The 21,908-nt window shown below is 61.5% G+C and carries 21 protein-coding genes and 1 pseudogene; 2 read left to right on the top strand and 20 right to left on the bottom strand.

The features are described 5' to 3' along the window. Positions 1-5: 5 nt before the first annotated feature. Positions 6-2,051, bottom strand: a complete 2,046-nt coding sequence (locus tag ACNA1V_RS01925) for a SurA N-terminal domain-containing protein (RefSeq protein ID WP_415831895.1) — start codon at positions 2,049-2,051, stop codon at positions 6-8. A 272-nt stretch (positions 2,052-2,323) separates the two neighbouring features. On the opposite strand from ACNA1V_RS01925, the gene ACNA1V_RS01920 reads away from it, so the two are divergent. After that, positions 2,324-3,187 carry a 23S rRNA (adenine(2030)-N(6))-methyltransferase RlmJ gene (locus tag ACNA1V_RS01920; RefSeq protein WP_415831894.1) on the top strand — a complete coding sequence of 288 codons (864 nt, stop codon included), beginning with the start codon at positions 2,324-2,326 and terminating at the stop codon, positions 3,185-3,187. A 121-nt stretch (positions 3,188-3,308) separates the two neighbouring features. Here the strand turns inward: ACNA1V_RS01920 and ACNA1V_RS01915 are convergent, their stop codons facing one another. The 13 genes from ACNA1V_RS01915 to ACNA1V_RS01855 all read right to left on the bottom strand — a co-directional run bounded on the left by ACNA1V_RS01915 (position 3,309) and on the right by ACNA1V_RS01855 (position 14,178). Continuing rightward, on the bottom strand, positions 3,309-4,064 hold the full coding sequence (locus ACNA1V_RS01915; RefSeq protein ID WP_415831893.1) for a pseudouridine synthase: 756 nt from the start codon (positions 4,062-4,064) through the stop codon (positions 3,309-3,311). A gap of 2 nt (positions 4,065-4,066) precedes the next feature. Continuing rightward, positions 4,067-4,405, bottom strand: a complete 339-nt coding sequence (locus ACNA1V_RS01910) for a P-II family nitrogen regulator (protein WP_415831892.1) — start codon at positions 4,403-4,405, stop codon at positions 4,067-4,069. A 125-nt stretch (positions 4,406-4,530) separates the two neighbouring features. Then, entirely contained in the window at positions 4,531-5,163 is a 633-nt protein-coding gene (locus ACNA1V_RS01905) for a TetR/AcrR family transcriptional regulator (protein ID WP_415831891.1), read from the bottom strand. A gap of 138 nt (positions 5,164-5,301) precedes the next feature. Further along, positions 5,302-6,063, bottom strand: coding sequence for an SDR family oxidoreductase (locus ACNA1V_RS01900; protein WP_415831890.1), 762 nt, complete (start codon positions 6,061-6,063; stop codon positions 5,302-5,304). 51 nt (positions 6,064-6,114) lie between these two features. Beyond that, complete coding sequence (locus ACNA1V_RS01895) at positions 6,115-6,915, bottom strand: aspartate dehydrogenase (RefSeq protein ID WP_415831889.1); 801 nt, start codon at positions 6,913-6,915, stop codon at positions 6,115-6,117. Continuing rightward, a complete protein-coding gene (locus ACNA1V_RS01890; RefSeq protein WP_415831888.1) occupies positions 6,912-7,721 on the bottom strand; it encodes an alpha/beta fold hydrolase in 810 nt (269 codons plus the stop codon). The genes ACNA1V_RS01895 and ACNA1V_RS01890 overlap by 4 nt, the downstream gene beginning before the upstream one ends. A gap of 5 nt (positions 7,722-7,726) precedes the next feature. Continuing rightward, a complete protein-coding gene (locus ACNA1V_RS01885; protein WP_415831886.1) occupies positions 7,727-8,710 on the bottom strand; it encodes a TRAP transporter substrate-binding protein in 984 nt (327 codons plus the stop codon). Positions 8,711-8,745: 35 nt separating this feature from the next. Next, the gene (locus ACNA1V_RS01880) at positions 8,746-10,014 is read right to left on the bottom strand and encodes a TRAP transporter large permease (RefSeq protein WP_415831885.1); all 1,269 of its coding nucleotides are present in this window, start codon (positions 10,012-10,014) and stop codon (positions 8,746-8,748) included. Between the two features lie 6 nt (positions 10,015-10,020). Continuing rightward, positions 10,021-10,542 carry a TRAP transporter small permease gene (locus tag ACNA1V_RS01875; protein WP_415831884.1) on the bottom strand — a complete coding sequence of 174 codons (522 nt, stop codon included), beginning with the start codon at positions 10,540-10,542 and terminating at the stop codon, positions 10,021-10,023. Then, the gene (locus tag ACNA1V_RS01870; protein WP_415831883.1) at positions 10,539-11,480 is read right to left on the bottom strand and encodes a 3-hydroxyacyl-CoA dehydrogenase; all 942 of its coding nucleotides are present in this window, start codon (positions 11,478-11,480) and stop codon (positions 10,539-10,541) included. The genes ACNA1V_RS01875 and ACNA1V_RS01870 overlap by 4 nt, the downstream gene beginning before the upstream one ends. Before the next feature lie 10 nt (positions 11,481-11,490). After that, on the bottom strand, positions 11,491-11,805 hold the full coding sequence (locus ACNA1V_RS01865; RefSeq protein ID WP_415831882.1) for an NIPSNAP family protein: 315 nt from the start codon (positions 11,803-11,805) through the stop codon (positions 11,491-11,493). A 118-nt stretch (positions 11,806-11,923) separates the two neighbouring features. After that, positions 11,924-12,421, bottom strand: a complete 498-nt coding sequence (locus tag ACNA1V_RS01860) for a cupin domain-containing protein (protein WP_415831881.1) — start codon at positions 12,419-12,421, stop codon at positions 11,924-11,926. Between the two features lie 470 nt (positions 12,422-12,891). Then, on the bottom strand, positions 12,892-14,178 hold the full coding sequence (locus tag ACNA1V_RS01855; RefSeq protein WP_415831880.1) for a mechanosensitive ion channel family protein: 1,287 nt from the start codon (positions 14,176-14,178) through the stop codon (positions 12,892-12,894). A 64-nt stretch (positions 14,179-14,242) separates the two neighbouring features. Between ACNA1V_RS01855 and argH the strand changes: the two genes are divergently transcribed. Next, positions 14,243-15,667: an argininosuccinate lyase gene (gene argH, locus ACNA1V_RS01850; RefSeq protein WP_415831879.1), complete on the top strand. Its 1,425-nt coding sequence runs from the start codon at positions 14,243-14,245 to the stop codon at positions 15,665-15,667. A gap of 143 nt (positions 15,668-15,810) precedes the next feature. Here the strand turns inward: argH and ACNA1V_RS01845 are convergent, their stop codons facing one another. From ACNA1V_RS01845 to surE, 6 genes and pseudogenes are all read right to left on the bottom strand, one after another. Further along, a complete protein-coding gene (locus ACNA1V_RS01845; RefSeq protein WP_415831878.1) occupies positions 15,811-16,872 on the bottom strand; it encodes a DUF481 domain-containing protein in 1,062 nt (353 codons plus the stop codon). Between the two features lie 61 nt (positions 16,873-16,933). Further along, positions 16,934-18,238, bottom strand: a pseudogene (rlmD, locus tag ACNA1V_RS01840) (23S rRNA (uracil(1939)-C(5))-methyltransferase RlmD); the annotation flags it as partial. 224 nt (positions 18,239-18,462) lie between these two features. Beyond that, a complete protein-coding gene (locus ACNA1V_RS01835; RefSeq protein ID WP_415831877.1) occupies positions 18,463-19,251 on the bottom strand; it encodes a 3'-5' exonuclease in 789 nt (262 codons plus the stop codon). Beyond that, positions 19,248-20,105: a peptidoglycan DD-metalloendopeptidase family protein gene (locus ACNA1V_RS01830; RefSeq protein WP_415831876.1), complete on the bottom strand. Its 858-nt coding sequence runs from the start codon at positions 20,103-20,105 to the stop codon at positions 19,248-19,250. The genes ACNA1V_RS01835 and ACNA1V_RS01830 overlap by 4 nt, the downstream gene beginning before the upstream one ends. A 49-nt stretch (positions 20,106-20,154) precedes the next feature. Continuing rightward, positions 20,155-20,979, bottom strand: a complete 825-nt coding sequence (locus tag ACNA1V_RS01825; protein ID WP_415831875.1) for a protein-L-isoaspartate(D-aspartate) O-methyltransferase — start codon at positions 20,977-20,979, stop codon at positions 20,155-20,157. Positions 20,980-20,987: 8 nt separating this feature from the next. Then, positions 20,988-21,728: a 5'/3'-nucleotidase SurE gene (gene surE / locus ACNA1V_RS01820; RefSeq protein WP_415831874.1), complete on the bottom strand. Its 741-nt coding sequence runs from the start codon at positions 21,726-21,728 to the stop codon at positions 20,988-20,990. Positions 21,729-21,908: the final 180 nt, after the last annotated feature.

Genomic DNA, 21,908 nt, shown 5'->3' with positions numbered 1-21,908 from the left:
AACAATCAGGAAGCGCTGTCCTGTGAATCGTTGCCTTCACCGGCGATCACACGCTGGGCTTCCGGCAGCAACTTGGCATTGAGCACTTTCTGCAAGGCTTCCAGCGTGGCAGCCTTCTGGCCTTCGCCCAGCATGAAGTCCAGCTGGCCGCGCAAGACGCTCAGATCCTTGGCATCAGGCGTTCCGGCAGGCGTGACATCTGCCACGTACACCAGCTCGTAATCCGGGCCATTCTGCACGCCAACGAATGTCGGCGCCTCATCCGCCTGAACGACTGAGATAGCGTCCAGCAACTGAGGTTCCAGGCCCATGGCACGCTCACGGCTGACTTGCAGCTTTTCACCAAAGCCGCGCGGCAAGCTGGCCGGCTTTTCCGCCTGATAGCTGGCCAGGGCTGCCTGGCCAGCCTCACGGGCCGCCGCCTGGGCGCGCTCGTCGCGCAGTTGGGCACGGATGCCGTCGCTGACCTGCGCCAGCGCCGGAATCGCCGACGGATGCACTTCGGCAACGCGCAAGGCGACGAGCTTGTTGGGCTCAAGCTCGATGACACCGGTATTATGGCCTTCCTTCAGCACATCATTATTGAAGAGCGCCTGACGCACTCGGGCCGAATTCAACCAGGCGGCATCTTCACCGGCGATGGCGGCATCGGCGCCTGCGGCCTTGGCTTCCACCAGGCCATTGCGGCTCACGCCGCCGGCACGACGGATTTTCAGGCCCAGGGTATCGGTCACCGGCTGCAGGCTGTCGCGCTGGTCATAAACCAGATTGGTCAGCTTGCTGGCCTGATCGGCAAAGCGGGCGCCAGCCTTTTGCGTGCGCACTTCTTCGGCGATGATCTCGCGCACTTCGTCCAGCGGCTGCACCTGCGCCTTATCCAGCGCGCTCAGCTGCACCACGTGATAACCGAAACGGCTGGATACCGGGTCGCTGACCGCACCGGCTTCCGGCAAGGCATACACGGCGTCAGCAATGCTGGCGACCGGGAAGCTGGAGACATCCACCCAGCCCAGATCCCCGCCATTGGCAGCGGAACCGACATCCTGCGAATTTTCGCGAGCCAGCTTGGCAAATGCAGCCGGGTCATGGCGGGCTTCTTCAGCCAGCGCCTTGGCGCGCTCAAGCGCGGCATCACGCTCGGCCTGGCTGGCATCTTCGGCTACCGAAATCTGGATATGGCTGGCGCGACGGCGCTCTGCCGTGCTGTACAGCGATTGATTCTGCGTGTAGTAGCTCTGGATATCGTCATCGCTCACTTCCACGCCGGCGCGTGCGGCCGGCTCATCGAGAATGACATATTCGACATCGACGAACTCCGGCAGGCGCAGGGTTTCGCCATTGGCGTCATACCATTGCTGCACATCCGCGTCGGTCACATCCACCTTGGAGAGAAAATCTGCCGCCTTGAAGGATTGCACCTGAATATCACGGGTTTCGCGCATGGCATCGTAAAGCGCGCGCACGACGCTGTCGGGCACGCGCACCGACGCATCCAGCGGCTTGATCGGATTCCAGGGATTCTGTGCCGCCACTGCCGGATCAATGCGCGCCCCAACAGGCTCGACCACCCGCTCGATGGCGATACGGCCACGGGCGTTGGCTTCGTAATCGTTGGCAGACAGGCCTTGTGCAGCCAGCACGTTGCGATAGCGCTCAGCCGAGAAACGGCCGTCCTGCTGGAAATAAGGCTGCTGCGCAATATAACGGCGCAGCGCCTCGTCCGAGGCAGAGAAACGATAGTTGCTGGCCGCCTGGGCGATCACGGCCTGCTCCAGCAGGTTGTCGATCAAGGCGCTGCGCAGCGCTGGCGTATCCACAAGGGCGGGATCATAGTTGCTGCCCAGGCGCTGGCGCTCTTGCTCAAGCGCGTTGCTGAGCATCCTGTCGAACATCTGACGGGTCACCGGCTCGCCATCGACGATGGCGACGTCCTGATCCTGGGACACATAAGTGGTATATCCCTGGACGCCAACGAAAACAAACGAAGGCAGAATCAACAGCATCAGGATGAACTGCATCCAGCGCTTGTGGTTACGAATAAAATCGAACATGAGGCATCCGGCGAAAATTTCCCGCGACCCCGCAGGAAACGCGACACAAAAAACGAATGCGATACCATTCGTCCTGCAACCGCCCAGCATACCTGCTGAACGGCACGGGCGTCGAGTTTAACATCATGCAAGACGCTCTTCGGGAATTGTTCGCATCATCCCCGGTATCCTTGACTGCTTCCCTGCCATCCCCCAGATTCTCCCGGGGCGGCGCAACCGGGCAAGGCCATGACGGCCGCCCGCTTCCCGCCCCTTTTTGCCAAAGGCCCGCCTTGTTCAGTTACCGCCACGCTTTTCATGCCGGCAATCATGCCGACGTTCTCAAGCATTCCATTCTGCTGCATACCGTCGAACACTTCGCCCGCAAGGACACGCCGTTCTGGGTCATAGATACCCACGCAGGCGCCGGCCTGTATGCCCTGGATGGCGATTGGGCCACCAAGCGCGGAGAATTCGAGGACGGTATCGGCCGGGTCTGGTCGCATCAGGGCCAGCTCCCTCCCTTGCTGGACAATTACCGTGAACTGATCCGCAGCTTCAACGAGGGCAAGAACACCTTGCGCCATTATCCCGGTTCGCCCTGGGTCAGCTTGTCGCGCCTGCGCCCGACCGATCGCCTGCGCCTGTTCGAATTGCACCCCAGCGAGGTCGAGGTGCTGGTCGCCAACCTGGAAGCCAGTGGCCGTACCGCCATGCGCCAGACCACGATTTTCGGCCAGGATGGCTTCGAAGGCGTGAAGGCCCTACTGCCCGTACCCAGCCGCCGCAGCCTGGTGCTGATCGACCCGCCCTACGAAGACAAAACGGATTACCGCAAGGTTGTCACAGCAGTCAACGATGCCATCAAGCGCTATGCGCCTGGCACCATCGCGGTCTGGTACCCCATTGTTTCGCGGGTCGAAGCACAGGAACTGCCGCGCAAGCTGCAACGCCTGCCGGTGCGCAACTGGCTCAACGCCACGTTGACGGTACGCGCCCCGGCGCCCGACGGACGCGGCCTGCATGGCAGCGGCATGTTCCTGATCAATCAGCCCTGGACGCTGGCTGCCGCCCTCAAGGAAGCCTTGCCCTGGATGGCGCGCCAGCTTGCCCTGGATGGAAAAGCCAGCTACACCCTGGACTTCCAGCAGGAATAGGCGCCACGGGCCTCTTCCCGAAATGCAAAGCGGCCTGTCTGAGCATTCAGGCAGGCCGCATGCGGCAACGATAGCGTTCAATGACGGTGAAAGCTGCCAAATCGCAGCGTTCTTCCTGGAATCAGAAGCGCTCGCCCGGTTTCACGTAGCGCCACTGCCCGACCGGCAAATCTCCCAGGCGGACTTTGCCGATACGCACCCGCTTGAGGCCGATGACCTTCAGCCCGACCAGCTCGCACATGCGCCGGATCTGGCGTTTGCGCCCTTCGCGCAAGACAAAACGCAGCTGGTCTTCGTTCTGCCATGTCACCTGGGCCGGGCGCAGCTTATGGCCGTCCAGAGACAGGCCGTGATTCAGCAAGGCCAGGCCGCCCTCGCTCAGGCGACCCGCGACACGAACCAGGTATTCCTTATCAACGTCGGAGTCTTCGCCAATCAGGTGGCGCGCCACCCGGCCATCCTGGGTCAGCACCAGCAAGCCGGTGGAATCTATGTCCAGCCGTCCTGCCGCAGCCAACCCGCGTGTATGGCTCGGCAGGAAACGCTGCGGGCTGGTATCGCCGCGCCAATGCGTTTGCGCCTGAATCAAGGTGGCGGCGGGCCGATAGCCTTTTTCCGCCTGCCCGGAAACATAGCCGACAGGCTTATGCAGAATAATCGTGACGCGGCTGGTCTGCGAGGTCTGGGCTGCCCGTTCCAGCGTAATCGACTGATGGGGCCAGGCCTTGTCACCCAGCTGGGCCACCTGGCCGTCCACCTTGACCCAGCCCTTCTCGATGTAGCTGTCGGCCTCGCGGCGCGAACAGATACCGCGCTCGGCCAACAGCTTCGAAATACGGACTTTCTCCTGGCTGGCTGCTTCCTGTGTCTGGCGCATGCTCACAGCGCGTCGGTTCCGCTTTCGCCAGTACGGATACGAATGGCCTGCTCCACCGGCGTGACGAATATCTTGCCGTCGCCGATTTTGCCGGTACGCGCAACTTTCAGAATCGCCTCGATGGCGGCATCGACCCGTTCGGCGGGCAGCACGATATCGACACGGATCTTCGGCAGGAAATCCACGACATATTCCGCGCCGCGATACAGCTCCGTATGCCCTTTCTGGCGGCCGAAACCTTTGACTTCTGTCACGGTCAAGCCGTTGACGCCAACTTCGGCGAGCGCTTCACGGACTTCGTCGAGCTTGAATGGTTTGATGATGGCAGTGACTTGCTTCACGGCGGTCTTATCCGGGACAAAAGGCAATAACGGGAAGGATGTCGGTGCGCCTGGCATCCGTACATGAATTGGAATTATTGCACGGATGCAGGCGGCGAACAGTCTCTGAGGCGGGTATGCACGACTTACGTGCGCACACCGTAAGCCTCATGAATCAGGCAGTCAAAGGCTTCATACATTTGCCGCAAACGGTCGAACTGGCCAGCGTCGCGGGTAATCGGGTCGGCGCTGTTGGCCAGCTCGATCAGCGGCAAGGACACCAGTTCCACCGGCGTGTCGGGCCGCAACTCGCCGCGCTCGATGGAACGCCGCATGCCGCCGATGACACAACGCTGCAATTCCATGGAATAGCGCGCCACGGCTTCCCTGGCGACCGGCGTGATGATGTCGCGTTCCAGACGCATGCGGGCGATCAAGCTCCACGGGTTATTCGTGTTGCCTTGCGGATTGCGCTTCAGGTAGCGCGTCTGGTTGAACTGCATGCTTTGCCGGATTTTTTCCTTCAAGGAGAAATCCGACCCCCATATCTGGTCAAAATGACCGATGGTGCGCTGGCAATACTCCACCGTAACCTCTTCCACCAGCAGATGCTTGTGGCGATAGTGATAGTGGATATTGCCACGCGTACAGTCCAGGATTTCGGCAATCTGCTGAAAGCGCAGACCAGGGCAGCCATGCATGATCAGCAAATCTGTTGCCACTTCCTTGATCTTCTCACGCATGCTCAGTTGTGCCAGCTTGTCGTTTGCGTTTGCCATGCGCGTCTTGTCTCTCTCTAAGCATTCGTCTCAATTTTATCAAGCCGTACCCAGCGCCGGCAGCCTATTGCTGGAACATCACAGCGTTCCTAGCGCCTGCTGCCGTTGCTCCCAGCCGCCCCTAGCCCTACCCTGCATTTAGGCCGCACTCAGGCCGCCATCCAGCACCAGAGTGCTGCCGGTGGCAAACCCGCCGTCGTCGGACGCCAAGAACAGAATGGCACGCGCCACCTCGGCAGGCTGCCCCAGGCGGCCCATGAGCTGACGTTGTTCCAACGTACGGCGCAAGCCAGCCGGATCTTCCGCCTGGGCGAATATCTGCGCAAAATAAGGTGATTCGATCGTGCCCGGTGCCACGCAATTGACGCGTATGCCGTCGGCTGCATGATCCACCGCCATGGCGCGCGTCAATGCCGTGACCGCTCCCTTGGACGCGCAATAGGCGGCACGCTGCCGCAGCCCGACCACCGCCGCGACAGACGCCGTATTGACGATCACCCCGCCCCCTTGCCGCTGCATGACAGGCACGGCGTACTTGCAACCATGAAAGACGCCATCGACATTGACACGCATCAGCGCGCTCCAGTCTTCCAGGCTGGTCTCGGCCACAGTGCCGGCGATGCCGTATCCGGCGTTATTGACCAGCACATCGATACGCCCATGGCGCGCGACAATGGCCTCCCACGCGACTTGTACCGCCTCGGCCCGGGCGATGTCCACTTCCCAGGCATCGGCGCTGCCGCCCGCATCCTGTATCTGCGTAGCAACGCGCCGGGCGGCAGCCGCGCTCAGATCCACCACACACAGATGCGCCCCCTCCTGCGCCAGCAGCATGGCGGCCGCTTCACCAATTCCGGAACCGGCCCCGGTCACAATGACGATCTTTCCCTGCAATTTCATCTTCTGCTCCTCATCTCATCGCCGGCGGCATCCCGCCTGAACCCTCTGGCATCAGGCCACAAGGAAGCAGGCAAACTGCCGCTCTATCGCGCTCACAATACTTTGCGCGACCACCCACGACGTTTTCGGATTGGTCGGCGAAGGCTGGTTCGTCAATGTCGTGCGCAACTCGCCCAGCGGGCTATGGACAGTAATAGTATGGGTATTGCCGGTGACCGCCGGATCCACCACGACCCGGACTTCCGTGGCCTCCATGCCCGCGCAAGCCAGCGCCACCGTCGCCGCCACGTTCAGGTTCTTGGGATAGCGCAAGGCCGCGTCGCGGGCATTGCCCTGGAACAGAACCAGCGGCTCCTGCAAGGATTCCGGCGCAATGCCACGCATCGCCAACTCATCGCGCCAGGCATCCACGGGCTTGCGCGACTCATACATGACCTTTACCCCGTCCTGGCCACGCACAGCCTGCAGGTAATCGAGCGCCGCCACGGCACCGGCTGGCACGCTCAGCGTGACGCCCCCCGCCACGGCGGCTGCCTGTAGCGCAGCGAACTGATCTGCATCCGCCAGCGCCCCGACCGATGTCACCAGCACGGGATGACCGGCACGCAGGCAGGCTGGCGCCAGCGCCCAGACCGCCTCCTGGCTGGCCGCCTCGACGACCAGATCCGGCCCCCAGGCCAGCAAGGCATCCAGGTCCTCAAACCAGGCAAGCGCCGGTGCCTCGCCCCCCTCGGGGCGGGAGCGGCTCAGCGCGCCTAGCACATACCGTCCGGCACGCTGGCCGCTGGATAAAGCACGGGCGACATCCTGGGCAATCGTGCCCATACCGATAAATGCGATGCGGAAACTCATTTGCCCTGTCCTCCAAGCCAGGATTGCAGTATCTGCAGATACTGCTGCCGGCGTGCCACGGGAAAAAAGTGGCCGCCTTGATTCAAGACTTCCAAGGTTGCGCCGGGCACCAGACCGGCCAGCTCGCGTTGCAAATGCAAGGGCACGACCTGGTCATCCGCGGCACCGATCACCTTGCATGGCAAGGCAAGCTGCCCCAGTTGCGCGCGCCGGTCATGCGCCAGCAAGGCCGCGATACGCTCGCGCACGATGCCGACACGGCTTGCCGTCCACTGCCCTTGCGCTGCGGCCGCCAGCTTTTCCGGATGCTCGCGCAACCACTGCGCCGGGTAGGAAAGCAAAGCGCCCAGGCGCTCATAGCATTCCGGCGACCGTTGCAGGATTTCATCGCGCAACCGGAATAAGGCCTTCATATAGTCATCCGGCCCTGCCCAGGTTCCCCCCAGGAACAGCGACTGCAAGCGCAGCGGCTCGGCCAGCGCCAGCTCCTGCAGAATGCAGCCACCGGTGGAGTGCCCGACGGCATGCACCTGGCCCAGATCCAAGGCGTCGAGCACATGGCGGCAATCCTGCGCCAGCTGCTGCACACTCACCGCAGCGCTGCCGCGTGTTGATGCGCCGATACCGCGTTGATCAAAGGCTATGCAGCGGTAGCCCGGCAGGCCCTGGCGCACAGGTTGCCAAAAGGCTTCGCTCCCGCCCAGGCCGCTGAGCAGCAGTACCGGTACGCCTGTACCGGTACTGCTGCCTGACAGCCATGCGCCGTCAGGCAGCTGCACCCGGAATGCCGTTTTGGATGCAGGCATGCTCATCACTGGGCCTTTGCTGCCTCGATCTTGGCGACGAACTCTTCTCCGCCCGGGGCTTCGCTGGTAATACGCGGCCAGGATGCACGCGCTGCTGCACGCAATGGCGCCTGATCCGGCTCATGGATGGTGACGCCACGCTGCTTGAGCGTTTCGAAGGCCTTTACGATCTGCTCATTCTGGTAAGCCACTGCCACACCCATCGCTTCCTTGCCTGCCTCTTCGATAGCCGTCTGGATATCCGCAGGCAGCTTGTCGAACTTGTTCTTGGAAATGATGAACAGGCTCGGCAACTGATGAACCGCCGTCACCGAATAATGCTTGATGGCATCGACAAAGCCGTCGCCCACCGTCTGATCCGGGCTCAGCTCCGCCGCATCCACCACGCCATTCTGCAGGCTCAGGAACAGTTCTGCGTAAGCTGTCGGCGTCGGCTGCGCGCCCAGGGCACGGTAGGCTTCGACATAGCCCGGCGACTGAATGACACGCACCTTCAGGCCTTTGACGTCCTCCAGCTTGTCCACGGGCTTCATCGAGGCCAGGCTGCGGGCATAAATTGCTCCCCAGCCCAGGCCTTTCATGTTGTACCTGGACAAAACCTCCAGCAACTCGTCGCCCACCGGCCCCTGCATGACGCGGTTGGCCTGTTCGTAATCATCGAACAGGTACGGCAAGGACAGCACCCGGTATTCCTTAACGGTGTTTTCCAGCGATGGTTGACCGACGATCAGGGCATCAACCACACCCGTACGCACCCCCTGCACCAGTTTCAATTCTCCCCCCAGGCTGCCCGACGGGTACATGGTGACCTTGACCCTGCCATTGGTCTTTTTGTCCATCAGGTCGGCAAAATGCAGGCCGGCGATCTGATAGCTGCTGGTATCTCCCAGCGCATGGCCGATATTGATCTGGATGGGCTCGTCCGCATAAGCCGCCATGGAACCCGCAGCAAAGACCGCACCAGCCAAAAGCGTTTTCAGTGTTTTCATGATGTGCCTTCCTAATGGAAGTAGTTGGTGGAAACTCAGAACAGCGCCGGCCAGAGCACCGGCACATAGGTAATGATCATGAGGTCGCAGAGCAGCACGGCCAGGAAAATGGACAGCGGGCGCATCAGCCGTTCCATGGTGACATTGGCAATGCCGCATACCAGGAACAGATTCACCCCCACTGGCGGCGTTACCATGCCGATGGCAAGATTCACGATCACGATGACGCCGAAATGCACAGGATCTATGCCCAGGCTGACCGCAACAGGCGCCAGAACCGGTGCGAGGATCAGGATGGCGGCAAACGTCTCCATAAAGAGACCAATCACCAGCAACGCGACATTCACCAGCAACAGGAAAACCAGCGGATTGTCGGAAACGCCCAGCAGCATGCTGGCGACCTTTTGCGGCGCCTGATACAGCGACAGGACATAGGCAAAGACCGACGCGAACCCTACGATCAACAGCACGATGGCTGAGGTCACTGCCGAACTCCACAGAATCGCCGGCAAGGATTTCAGGGAAATTTCGCCATAGACGAACACGCCCAGGATGAAGGCATAGGCCACGGCGACCACCGCCGCTTCCGTTGCCGTAAAGAACCCGCCGTAGATACCGCCGAGGATGATGACCGGCATCAGCAAGGACAGGCTGGCCTGGCGCAAGGCACGCCACACGCCGCGCAGCCACTCGCCCGGCGTGACCCGTGCGGCTTCGCCGTAATCATGCATCCGCGACAGGATCAGGATGGTGATGATCAGGGACAAGGCGATCAGCAGCCCTGGCAGGATGCCACCCACGAACAGCGAGGCGACGGAGGTGCCGGTCAGCATGGCATAGATGATCATGGGCACCGACGGCGGCAGGATTACGCCCAGCTCGCCGCTGGAAGCAATCACCGATGCCGCGAAGGGGCGCGGATACCCCTTGCGCTCCATTTCCGGAATCATCACCGAACCGATGGCCGCCGTCGTCGCCGACGATGAACCGCAGATCGTCGAGAAGAACATCGTCGTCAGCACCGCAGCACCGCCCAGCCCGCCCTTGACCCAACCGATCAGCGCCAGGCCCAGATCAATCAGTCGCCGGGCGATACCGCCGGTTTGCATCAGGCGCCCCGCCAGCACGAAAAACGGCACGGCCATCAACGCGAAGGAATCCATGGCTTCAAACATCGTTTGCGGCACTGCCACCAGCGGAATTCCCTTGTCCATCAGTGCCGGCAGCGGCGCGATCCCCAGGCTCAGCGCAATGGGAATGCTGATGGCGAACAACAGCAGCAAAATGAATACGGCAGATAACATGATCGTTCACTCCGTCGGGGGATGGCCGGCGTGACGGATATCGCCCCGCTCCAGCCAGCAGTTCAACAACAGCGCCACGGTATTGGCGAACATCAACGCAAAACCGGCAGGCATCGCCACATAAATCCAGGTCTTGGGCAAGGACAGCACGGGGCTGGTCTCGATCGCGCCAAACTCCATGAACTCCATGCCCAGCACGAACATCAGGCAGAAAAACGCCAGGCAACCGAATAACGCGACATAACGCACGCTCTTGCCCAGGACCGGCGGCAAACGCATCATGACGATCTCCAGGGAGATCAGCTGCGCCTGCCTGCAAGCCACTCCGGCCCCCAGGAAAATGATCCAGATCATGGCGTAGCGCGACACCTCTTCCGTCCAGGGCGCGGCCACATTCCAGCCCATCGCCGTCAACAGGAAGCGCACGGCCACCTGCCACAGCGTGCACAACACCATCACCAGCATCAAGGCGCCCAGGAGCCAGCAAATACCCTGGTTCAAACGATCAAAACGGTGTATCCATTTCATGGTTTTTCCCCGTACAAAGGCTGCATGGCCTGCCGCACCTGCACAACTGCCAGATCGCGCCAGGAGCGCTTGCGCGCCAAGCCGTCCAAGGCCAGCGATGCCCGCATTTCCGCATCCAGCCGGGCGGCCAGCGCTTCATCCACCGGTGCCGGCAAGCCTTTTTCCGCCGCCATGCCATTGAAAATATGGCCGTAGCGCTGCAGATAATCCGCAATCCCGCCAGGCGCATTGAGATCCACCCCTTCGAGCGGACCAACCGTCGCCCAGCGCAGCCCCAGCCCCTGGCTCAGGAGCAGATCGGCATCACGCGCCGAAATCACGCCGTCGGCAATCACCTGGAACATCTCAGCCAGCAACGCGCCCTGCAAACGATTCAACACAAAACCGCTGATCTCCTTATGAATGTGCACCGGCACCTGCCCCAGCGCCTGCATGAACGCGAACGCCTGCTGCGTCACCACCGCGCTGGTCCACGGTGCTGGCGCGACCTCCACGACGGGCATCAAATGCGGCGGCGTCATCGGATGCACCACCAGGCAACGCGCCCGGCCAGGCAAATCCTCAACAAACAAGGAAACGCCATAGGTCGAGCTGGAACTGGCGAGAATCACTGCTGGCGCAAGCCGCGCATCCATGGCGGCAAACAATGCGCGCTTGGCATCCAACTGCTCGGAGATCGCCTCCTGCACATAGTCCGCGCCATCCAGTGCGGCATCCAGTGCATCCACCACCTGCACCCTGGCCAGCACGGCCTCCACACTGTCGCCTTCGCGCAGCAGGGCCGCACTGGCCCGCACCGTCTCCCGCAGCACAGCCACGGCGCGCTCCCGCTGCATGGCATCGCCGTCATAAAGCCGCACCTGCAGACCTGCCCGGGCAAAAACCACCGCCCAGGACGTTCCGATGATGCCGCTGCCGATTACCGCTATCTGTTTCATGCTGTCTGCTTTACTGAATGGGAGAGAAAGAAACCGGCTTCAGGATGCGGGTCTGCTGCGAATCTATCAGTGGCAACACCCTATCCAGATAGTCCTGCCAGGCCGGATCGGCCATCATGCGGCTGCGGGCCGCATCGCGTTCATCCAGGCTGTCGTAGCCCCAGAGCGCCACCACCCGGTTGAGTTCGCCGATATCGCTAATGAAATAGCCCAGAAACTTCCCCAGGTAATGCTTCTGCAGCGCCAGCCCATGTGCCTCATACAGCGCAACGAACTTGCCGGCCAGGCCGGGCTTGATGCAGTAATCCCGTTCTTCGATAAACATGCTGTCTGCTTCCTTTGTCTTGATGGATGCTCACGCCGGCAATCCGCCTGCGTCCGTTTTCCCTATACCGGCCTGAAACCAACCGGTCCGCACTGCGGCATATGCACTCGCCAGATGCTCAGGACTTCTGCGTCCACCCGAAAACGGTGCTGGCCTCAATGGCGGCGATATCCGCCGGGCGTTCAAACGGAACGGGCGGAATGGCGCCCGCGGTACGCTCGCGGCCGATCTGGCGAAAAAAGTCATCCAGACCGCCGGGCATCAGCGTCCAGAAAAAAGACAAGGGGCCGGTGCCCGTGTTGATAAACCTGTGTTTGCGGTGTTTGCCCAGAAACAGGCAGGCGCCGGGTGCCAGCGCGATCTCCTTGCCTTCCAGCTGCGCCACGCCTTCGCCTTCGAAGATGTAAATGATCTCTTCGTGGGCATCATGGCAATGCTCGCGCACGAAACAGCCGGGATCTATGGTCTGCGTACCGGCGCAAAAAGGTGTTCCCGCCCCGGTGACTTCACTATTGAGCAAAGTCCTGACATAACCGTTAGCAGGCTTGGGCTGCCAATAGCTTTTCCCCTCATCCGGACCAATCACGACATACTTGCCGCCTACCTTTTCTTCCATGACATTCCCCGATAAAAACTGACATTGTTGTCAGTATCAGTGAAAAATCCCGGCAAGAAAACCTAGTAGCAACCCGAAGAACTGACAAATATGTCAGCCATTTTGGTGCATGAAAACCAGCTTTAAAGCCGCATGGCACCTGGATAATCTATAAAAAAACTGCGCTAAAAGGGCAAACCCAGAAAAAATCAGGGATTTCCCAAAAAGCAAAAACTAACAACCCTGTAAGCAAAAAGCCCTGTATCGGTGCAGGCACGCAGAGCGCCGCACCAATACAGGGCAATTCGAACCGGCAAGAAAATTTATAGAAACTTGAAACAAATAAATTCAGAATATTTCTGAATACATGCTGCTGCCACTATGGTGCGTCTGAACAAGCCCGGCCTTGCCATGCCTGAATCGCTCGCATGCGTCGTCCCGCCTCAGGCGAAGCAACGCGCCAGCAGGCGCACCGCCAGGCTACTGCGAACTCAGTGGCGAACAGATGCCATCGCGGCTGCCTGAGCCGCCTCACGCGGCCCCAGCTGCAACAGATCCGCTCCCGCAGGCGCCTGATACAGCTGCAAATCGAACTCCGGCAAAATCGCGAGCAGATGGTCGAAAATATCCCCCTGGATCCGCTCATACTCCACCCAGGCCGTATTGTTGGTAAAGCAATAGACCTCCACGGGAATCCCCTCGGCGGTCGGCTCCATCATCCGCACCAGCAACAGCATATCCTTGCGGACTTCCTTGTTCGCCTGGATATACGCCTTGGCATAAGCACGAAATGTCCCCAGGTTCGTCAGGCGGCGCCGATTCACCACACTGTTGCCCGCCTCGCCCAGCTGCGCATTGAAACGCGAGATCTCCTGGTCCTTGTCCTTCAGATATTCCTTCAGCAAACTGAACGACTGCAAACGCTCGTGTTCGGCATCACTCAAAAACCGCACACACCTGGCATTGATCCGCAAGGTCCGCTTGATACGCCGGCCGCCGGACTCAAACATCTGGCGCCAATTCCGATAGCTCTCTGAAAACAGCTTGTAGGTCGGAATCGTCGTGACGGTCTTGTCCCAGTTCTGCACCTTCACCGTATGCAACGCGATATCAATCACGAACCCGTCAGCCCCGGCCTGCGGCATTTCAATCCAGTCGCCGATACGCAACATATCGTTGGTGGTCAGCTGAGTACTGGCCACCAATGACAGCAAGGTATCCTTGAACACCAGCAACAACACGGCTGACAGCGCGCCCAGACCGGAAATCAGGATCACCGGCGAACGGTTCACCAGGATGGAAATCACCAGCACAAAACAAATCGCCACCAACGCGATCTTGGCCAGTTCGATATAGCCTTTGATCGACCGGGTCTGTGCACGGGTCGTCGCCGCGTAGGTGTCCTGCAAGGCGCTCAGGAAATTCCGCAAGGACTGGAAGAAGAAAATAATCGCCAGGATCAAGGCCAGGCGGCTGACCGGCCCTGCCAGACGCTCGAAATGCGGCACCAGATCGGCATTCACCGACACCACCAGCGGCGGCACCGAACGCCACAGATTGCGATAGGCACCGCGCCGCCGCAGCGCCTGATCCCAATTTTCGCGGCCGCTCACACGCAGCAGGCGGCGGATGACCCGCAGCACCACATGCGAAACAATGACATGTGCCAACAACGCCACGACCGCCAGCACGCACAGGCCGAACACGGTCTGCGCCCACTCGCTTTTGGGCGTCCAGGTATCCAGCAAGGATTGATAAAAATTAGCCAGCTCTACCATTGCTTCCAGTAATTCGGGACAATTGAGGTTGCGGCATTATCGCGCATCTTATAATTCGGCCATTATGTCAGACACCACATCATCCCATCACAATCAATTCGCCAACAAGGCCAAGGCCTGGTCGGCGCGTTTCTCCGAACCCGTCTCCGATCTGGTCAAGCGCTATACCGCTTCCGTCGATTTCGACAAACGCCTGGCGTACGTCGATATCCAGGGCTCGCTGGCGCACGCGGAGATGCTCTCCGCCGTCGGCGTCATCAGCGCCCAGGACTATGCCGACATCCAGCGCGGCATGGCCCAGGTACTGGCGGAAATCGAAGCCGGCGGCTTCGAATGGTCGCTGGATCTCGAAGACGTTCACCTCAACATTGAAAAGCGCCTGGTGGAACTGGTCGGCGACGCCGGCAAGCGCCTGCACACCGGCCGTTCGCGCAATGACCAGGTTGCTACCGATATCCGCCTGTGGCTGCGCGGTGAAATCGACTTGCTGGTTGATCTGCTCGGCCAACTGCGCCGCGCCCTGGCCCACCTGGCGCTGGAACACGCAGATACCATCATGCCGGGCTTCACCCACCTGCAGGTGGCCCAGCCCGTCACTTTCGGCCACCATCTGCTGGCCTATGCGGAAATGTTCGGCCGTGACGCCGAGCGTCTCATCGACACGCGCCGCCGCGTCAACCGCCTGCCACTGGGCGCCGCCGCCCTGGCCGGCACCAGCTACCCCATCGACCGTGAGCGCGTCGCCCGCACGCTGGGCTTTGATGAAGTTGCGCGCAACTCGCTGGATGCCGTCTCCGACCGCGATTTCGCCATCGAGTTCTGCGCTGCCGGCTCACTGATCATGACGCACTTCTCGCGCCTGTCCGAAGAGCTGGTGCTCTGGATGAGCCCGCGCGTAGGCTTCATCGACCTGGCAGACCGCTTCTGCACCGGCAGCTCCATCATGCCCCAGAAGAAGAACCCGGACGTCCCGGAACTGGCCCGCGGCAAGGCGGGCCGGGTCAACGGCAACCTGATTGCGCTGCTGACCCTGATGAAAGGCCAACCGCTGACCTACAACAAGGACAACCAGGAAGACAAGGAAGGCCTGTTCGACACCGCCGACACCTTGCGCGACACCCTGACGATCTTCGTTGACATGGTAGGCGGCATCCGCGTCAAGGCCGATGCCATGCGCGCCGCCGCCCTGCAGGGCTATGCCACCGCCACCGACCTGGCTGATTACCTGGTCAAGCGCGGCCTGCCCTTCCGCGATGCCCACGAAACCGTGGCGCTGGCCGTGCGTGCCTGCGAAGAGCGCGGCTGCGACCTGTCCGACCTGACACTGGAAGAACTGCGCGCCTTCCATCCCGACATCCAGGAAGATGTGCATCAGGTGCTGACGCTGGAGGGCTCGGTTGCCTCCCGCTCGCATATCGGCGGCACGGCACCGGAACGCGTACGCATCGAAGCGCAACGCCTGATCGACGCCCTGCCCCCTGCCGCCTGAGCCTTGGCCAGCCAAACCTGACCACAGGCAAGGATGTGATTGCGCCGCCCAAGGCGCCATCAGAAACGGCCCGCCGCACACCCAAACGTGTGCGGCGGGCCGTTTACCTTTCATGGCAACGCTTGCATCGTTTCCGGCATGGGCTACCAGCGCGTGCTCAAGCCCACCGAATACTTGCGCTCGCTGCTATTGTCCTGCCCCGAGGCAGTCACACGGTTGTAGCTCGCCTTGGTATAGAGCGACAGCCACTCCGTCAGGCTGTAGCGCATCCCGACGGCGACATCCAGGCTCTGGTCAGCATCGTTGCTGAGCGCCTGATAGACTTCGCCGTGCGAGAACAGCTGCCATTGCTTGCCGCCGAAATAGCGTGAATAGTCCCAACTGACGCCCAGGGACTGAAAACGCACGGTGTCGCCATCGTGATAGCGATAGCGCGTATGGTTGACCAGCGTGGAAACCGACAAGGCGCCCAGTTCGTTATCCCAGAACTGATAGCCGGGGCCCACGGCGAAACTCAGGTCGCGCGCCGGGTCGTCGATGTAATCATGACGGTAGCGGACACGGCCCTGCACAAAGAGCTTTTCCGTCACGAAACGATCCAGCGTATAGAGCGCCATGTAGTTGTGTGTGCCCACCACGCTGTCCTGGGATTTCCGGGTGTAATTGGCTGTCAGGCCATGCCGCCAGTTATAGCGACGCAAAGTGGACTGCAATGCAAGCGTCCAGTTTTCATTGGTCTTGGCAGCATGATTGGCGTCCAAGGCCAAGTCCGCGTTGCCCTTGAACACCCAGTCCCGCAACACCGGATGCGGACGCACCAGCCGCTCCACCTGATCCAGGGCGATGGGCTGGGGCGCCGGGGCTTCCGATGATTCCGGCGTGGCGGCAAGCTGCAGCGCCTGTCCATCCCTGGTGGCGGGCAACAAGCGGGCCTGATAGCCCGCCCGCAAACCAGGGGCATGCAATACCAGCGGGTCATCCGTCTCTATCTGAACGACATGCTTCCAGGCAATCCGAATCTCACCAGCGTAACTCGTCTTCAGCAGCAAAGTACCCGCGTCGAGCAACTGCACCGTACCGCTCAGCCTGTCGCCATTGGCAAGCAGAACGGTATCCGCCGCACTGGCGCTGGCCACCAGGCCCAGGCTGGCGGCAACCAGGGCCTGAGCCCCGCAGCGATGGCGTGAAGCAAGAGAAAAGATCAACACAGCGTCCTTATCATGAAGCGGCGCCGGGCCAGCCCTGGCCTGCGGCATCGCACGGTTATTCCAGCACCGCAATGGATTCCACATGGGCGGTATGCGGAAACATATTGATGACTCCTGCCTGCACCAGCCGGTATCCGCCCTTGTGCACCATGATGGCGGCATCTCTGGCCAGGGTGGCGGGATTACAGGAGACATAGACAATCCGGCGCGGGCGTTCCTGCGGCTGCAGCGCCGCCAGCGCCTCCGCCAGTGCCTGGGCGCCGTCGCGCGGCGGGTCGATCAACATGCGATCGAAATACCCCAGCGAACGCAGCCAGCGCACATCAATCTCGAACAGATTCAAGGTCTGGAAGCGGGCCTTCTCTGCCAAGCCATGCTGTTCCGCGGCCTGTCGGGCTCGCGCAGTCAGTGCCGGACTCCCCTCCACCCCCAGCACTTCGCGGCTACAGGTCGCCAGGGGCAGGCTGAAATTCCCCAGGCCGCAGAAAAGATCCGCGACCCGATCCTGTGGCTGGCACTGCAACAAAGCCAGCGCCCGCACCACCAGCACCCGATTGAGCGCATGATTGACCTGGGTGAAATCCGTGGGCCGGTACGGCATGCGCAGGCCATAGGCTGGCAAGGCATAGGCCAGTTTGGCATCATCGCCCCGTACCAGCGGATGCGCGCTATCAGGCCCATCCGGCTGCAACCACCAGGAAATGTCGTGCTGCTCCCCAAAGCGGCGCAATAGCTCGATATCCTGCCGTTTCAAAGGCGTCAGATGCCGCAATACCAATACTGTCACCTGGTCGCCCACCGCCAGCTCGATCTGCGGCACGCGATCAGGTGCAGACAACTGCGCCACCATGGCATGCAAAGGTTCCAGCAGGCGGGACACATGCGGCGGCAAGACGTGGCATTCCCGGATATCCGCGACATAGCTGCTCTTGCGCTCACGAAAACCGATCAGTACGCCGCCTCTGCTGGGCACCATGCGTACACTCAGCCGGGCCCGGAAACGATAGCCCCAGGCCGGCCCCTGCAGCGGCGCCAACATGCTGCCGGGCCGCAACTTGCCGATATGCCCGAAAGCGTCTTCCAGCACTCGCTGCTTGATCGCCAGCTGGGCGGCCGGCTCCAGATGCTGCATGGCGCAGCCCCCGCAGGTACCAAAATGCCGGCAGCGCGGCGCCACACGCTGGGTGGAAGGCCGTATGAGCCTTTCCAGTTCGGCGATTTCGTAGGAGGGCTTGGATTTCAGGGCGCGCGCTACGACACGCTCCCCAGGCAAGGCCCCCTCAACAAAAACGACCTTTCCGTCCCTGTGCGCGACGCCACGCGCTTCCATGTCCAGCGATTCGATATCTAGCGTTTCTTGCATGGGAATCAGCCCTCAGGCCGCCCGGTTTCGTTTTCAATCCTTGACGGTCACGCGCCAGAAACTGTCTCGCACATACCACAAGCGTTTTTCTACTACCCGCTGCTAACGCTGCTCCGCAGGCAGCCATGCCCTGTCAACGGGTAACGGGATCACGGAATCAGCAACGCCGGCACTCGGGCCGGCGTTCAGTACCGCTTGCCGGCGCTTGCGCCGGCGGTCTGGCATCAGGCGCGGCTCTCCGCATCCCAGGCTGCCAGGTACTCCTGCCAATGCGCTGCGCCGCTGGCTGCCAGCGTGTCACGCACCAGTTGCACCTCGGCTTCGTAGCTTTGCGGATCCAGCTCGCCGCGCAATAGGCGAAAGCGGCAATAGACCAGCCAGGTATTGACGACATCGGTCTCGCAATAAGCGCGGACCTCATCTTCCTTGCCTGCCAGCCAGGCCGGCCAGACCTGGCTGCCATCCATGCCCAGCTTGCCCGGAAAACCGCAAAGCTTGGCCAGCTCATCGAGCGGCGCATTGGCGCGGCCGTTGTACTTGGCCAGTAAATCCATCAAATCGGTATGGCGCTGGTGATACCGGGAAATATAGTTGTTGAACTTGAAATCCCGGTCATCCTCGCCCATATCCCAATAGCGTGGCGCCTGCAGCCCGTGAATCAGGCTGCGGTAATGCAGCACGGGCAGGTCAAAGCCCGAGCCATTCCAGCTCACCAGCGTTGGGGTGTAGCGCTCTATCGTCTTGAAAAACCCGGCGATCAGGGACGCTTCGGAATCGCCAGGCTTGCCCAGCGTACGCACACGGAAACCGCTGTCGTCCCGGAACGTGCAACTGATCACCGCGACACGCTGCAAATGCAGCGGCAGGAAGTCATTCCCCTTCTCTTCGCGGCGAGCGGCAAAAGCGCGTTCCGCCACCTCGGCGTCCGATACCTCGGGCCCCCAGCCATTCAGGCGCCTGAGGCCATCGACGTCAGGCAGGGTTTCCAGGTCAAAGACCAGTACCGGTGTCATCGGTGCGGCAGGTACTTGAGCGGATCCACCGGCGTGCCCTGGCGGCGCACCTCGAAGTGCAAGCGCGGCGAGGTCGTGTCGGTTTGGCCCAGCTCCGCAATCCGCTGGCCGCGCGTGACCTTGTCACCCGTCTTGACCAGCAGCTTGCGATTATGCGCATAAGCGGTGATGAAGCCGCCAGTGTGGTTGATGATGATCAGATTGCCGAGGCCGCGCACGCCGTTGCCGCTATACATGACCTGGCCTGCCGCAGCCGCCACCACGGGATCGCCCGGCTGGCCGTCGATATCAATACCCTTGGTATTGGTGTTGAAGCCCTGGATCAGCTTGCCCGACGCGGGCCAGCCCCAGTCGATCAGATTGGCGTCGGCAGCCCGCACGACGCTTTTTTCATCCGGTGTCGTTGCCGTGGTGGTGGTTGCAGAGGGAGTCGTGGCAGGCTGCACCGTGCTGGTCTTGGGTGGCTGGACCACGACCGGCTTGGGGTCGGAAATGGCCGCAACCTGCGTGCTGCCGCTGCCGACAGGCTGGCTGCCGCCTGCGGCGCTGCCTGCCGGCGACAGGCGCAGCACCTGGCCGATACGCAGTTGCGTCGGGTCGGTGATGTTGTTCCAACGGCGCAAATCCTCGACCGACACATTATTGTTGCGGGCAATCTGGTACAGCGTATCGCGCGGCTGCACCGTGTAGGAAGCACCAGTGATGCCGGCCGAAGGCGCAGGCACCTCCACCGCAGGCTTGGCTGCTGCGCCATCCACAATGGGAGCAGGCTGCTGGGACGCGCAGCCAGCCAGAACCAAGGCAGCGGCCAGCACGGGAAGTCGGAAATTGCGCGTAGAGGATGAATTCGTCATAGCGATAAAAATACGTTCATGCTTTGTGCACAGCACAAAGCGCCAATAATCAGGATTGTATGCCGGGCTTGAGCGGAACGAAACGGACTGCATCGAGTTCCTGGCGCCGCCATTGCTGCGGTCCGGTACGCTCGATCACGACCAGACGCTGCTGCGCGCCACCTTCCGGTGCCACCAGCCGGCCGCCGCGCGCCAGTTGCTGCAAGAGCGCATCTGGAATGGTCAACCCGGCGGCGGCAACAATAATCATGTCAAACGGCGCGGCTTTGGGCAAACCCGCCATACCGTCACCATAAATCAAGCGGACATTGCGATAGGCCGGCCCGGAAAGGTTGGTCCGCGCCAGTTCGTACAGCCCGCGCATGCGTTCGATGGCATGCACTTCACGCACCAGCAGCGACAGCACCGCCGCCTGGTAGCCACAACCTGCGCCAACTTCCAGCACGCGGCGCGGCGCCTTGCCCGCCATGCCCAGTGCAATCATATGCGCCACGACCCATGGCTGGGAAATGGTCTGCCCGAAGCCGATCGGCAAGGCGGCATCCTCGTAGGCGCGGCTGGCCAGGGCCTCGTCAACGAAGCGGTGGCGCGGAATATCGTTCATGGCCCGCAGCACAGCATCATCGCTGATACCCTGCGCGCGCAGGCGTTGCACCATGGCAGCCCGCATGCGGTCGGAATTAAGGCCAAGATTGCCGGCCGAACGCCCGACGGTGCCGGCGTCCCCGCTGGTTCGTGGCGGCAGCACGGCCGCCGATACCCGCGTATTGCTGTTGGCCGGGGTAATGCCATGCAGCGCGCCGCTCCCTGCCCCGCCACCTGTACGGCGCGCCGGGGGAGTATCCATGAACGGAACGGGCGGCTGCTTGCTCATGGAAGCGATCAGGCCAGCCAATCGTGCAGGCGCGGCAGCTGACCGTGATGGGTCAGATCCGTTTGCAGCGGCGTCACGGAGACTGCGCCCTCAGAGAGCGCATGGAAGTCCGTCCCCGGCGCGGCATCTGCCGCAGCCCCGGATGGCCCGATCCAGTAAATCACTTCCCCTTGCGGATTCGCCGAACGGATGACCGGCGAGGATGGATGCCGACGCCCCAGCCGGGTCACGCGCGGCGGCTTGATCTCATGCAAAGGCAGGTTGGGAATATTGACGCTCAACAGCGAAGGCGCCGTCAAAGGCCGGGCGATCTGGCGCTCGACAATCTGGCGCGCAACGGCAGCGGCTGCATCCAGGTTCGACCAGCCCTTTTCCACCAGTGAGAACGCGATGGCCGGCACACCGAACAGATAGCCCTCCATGGCAGCGGCGACAGTGCCGGAATACAGCGTATCGTCTCCCATGTTGGCGCCATTGTTGATGCCGGAAACCACCAGATCTGGCATCTGATCGAGCAAGCCCGTCAGCGCAATATGGACGCAATCCGAAGGCGTACCATTGACACACAGAAAGCCGTTGCTGGCCGTCCGTACCGTCAGCGGGCGCGACAGGGTCAGCGAATTCGACGCGCCACTGTGATTGGCCTCAGGCGCAATGACCGTCAGGTCGCCCAGGCCGCGCAAGGCATCCACCAGCGCCTGTAGCCCGGGAGCGGAATAGCCATCATCATTGGAAATCAAAATACGCATAGTTTCCTGTCCATCCATAAAGCTGCCGAGATCCCCGCGAGAGCCGGATCCAGCGAAACAGCAGCGCCTGATTGTACCTGCCGGCACCGCTTCCGCCCACCGTAACCGCATCAAAGCACAGGATTTTTTGCACTATCAGGAACCGGCCTGCGGGAACCCGCCAGGGCTTACTTGCCAGCC

The organism is Kerstersia similis (assembly GCF_965139615.1).
GTDB lineage: Bacteria > Pseudomonadota > Gammaproteobacteria > Burkholderiales > Burkholderiaceae_B > Kerstersia > Kerstersia similis.
The sequence above is the reverse complement of the archived record's forward strand: the minus strand, read 5'-3'. Positions and strand labels throughout refer to the sequence as shown.

Coding starts and splice junctions, on each gene's coding strand:
- ACNA1V_RS01925 (WP_415831895.1), bottom strand. CDS start 2,051: ATGTTCGATTTTATTCGTAACCACAAGCGCTGGATGCAGTTCATCCTG.
- ACNA1V_RS01915 (WP_415831893.1), bottom strand. CDS start 4,064: ATGCGCCAGACACAGGAAGCAGCCAGCCAGGAGAAAGTCCGTATTTCG.
- ACNA1V_RS01905 (WP_415831891.1), bottom strand. CDS start 5,163: ATGGCAAACGCAAACGACAAGCTGGCACAACTGAGCATGCGTGAGAAG.
- ACNA1V_RS01900 (WP_415831890.1), bottom strand. CDS start 6,063: ATGAAATTGCAGGGAAAGATCGTCATTGTGACCGGGGCCGGTTCCGGA.
- ACNA1V_RS01895 (WP_415831889.1), bottom strand. CDS start 6,915: ATGAGTTTCCGCATCGCATTTATCGGTATGGGCACGATTGCCCAGGAT.
- ACNA1V_RS01890 (WP_415831888.1), bottom strand. CDS start 7,721: ATGCCTGCATCCAAAACGGCATTCCGGGTGCAGCTGCCTGACGGCGCA.
- ACNA1V_RS01885 (WP_415831886.1), bottom strand. CDS start 8,710: ATGAAAACACTGAAAACGCTTTTGGCTGGTGCGGTCTTTGCTGCGGGT.
- ACNA1V_RS01880 (WP_415831885.1), bottom strand. CDS start 10,014: ATGTTATCTGCCGTATTCATTTTGCTGCTGTTGTTCGCCATCAGCATT.
- ACNA1V_RS01875 (WP_415831884.1), bottom strand. CDS start 10,542: ATGAAATGGATACACCGTTTTGATCGTTTGAACCAGGGTATTTGCTGG.
- ACNA1V_RS01870 (WP_415831883.1), bottom strand. CDS start 11,480: ATGAAACAGATAGCGGTAATCGGCAGCGGCATCATCGGAACGTCCTGG.
- ACNA1V_RS01865 (WP_415831882.1), bottom strand. CDS start 11,805: ATGTTTATCGAAGAACGGGATTACTGCATCAAGCCCGGCCTGGCCGGC.
- ACNA1V_RS01860 (WP_415831881.1), bottom strand. CDS start 12,421: ATGGAAGAAAAGGTAGGCGGCAAGTATGTCGTGATTGGTCCGGATGAG.
- ACNA1V_RS01855 (WP_415831880.1), bottom strand. CDS start 14,178: ATGGTAGAGCTGGCTAATTTTTATCAATCCTTGCTGGATACCTGGACG.
- argH (WP_415831879.1), top strand. CDS start 14,243: ATGTCAGACACCACATCATCCCATCACAATCAATTCGCCAACAAGGCC.
- ACNA1V_RS01835 (WP_415831877.1), bottom strand. CDS start 19,251: ATGACACCGGTACTGGTCTTTGACCTGGAAACCCTGCCTGACGTCGAT.
- ACNA1V_RS01830 (WP_415831876.1), bottom strand. CDS start 20,105: ATGACGAATTCATCCTCTACGCGCAATTTCCGACTTCCCGTGCTGGCC.
- ACNA1V_RS01825 (WP_415831875.1), bottom strand. CDS start 20,979: ATGAGCAAGCAGCCGCCCGTTCCGTTCATGGATACTCCCCCGGCGCGC.
- surE (WP_415831874.1), bottom strand. CDS start 21,728: ATGCGTATTTTGATTTCCAATGATGATGGCTATTCCGCTCCCGGGCTA.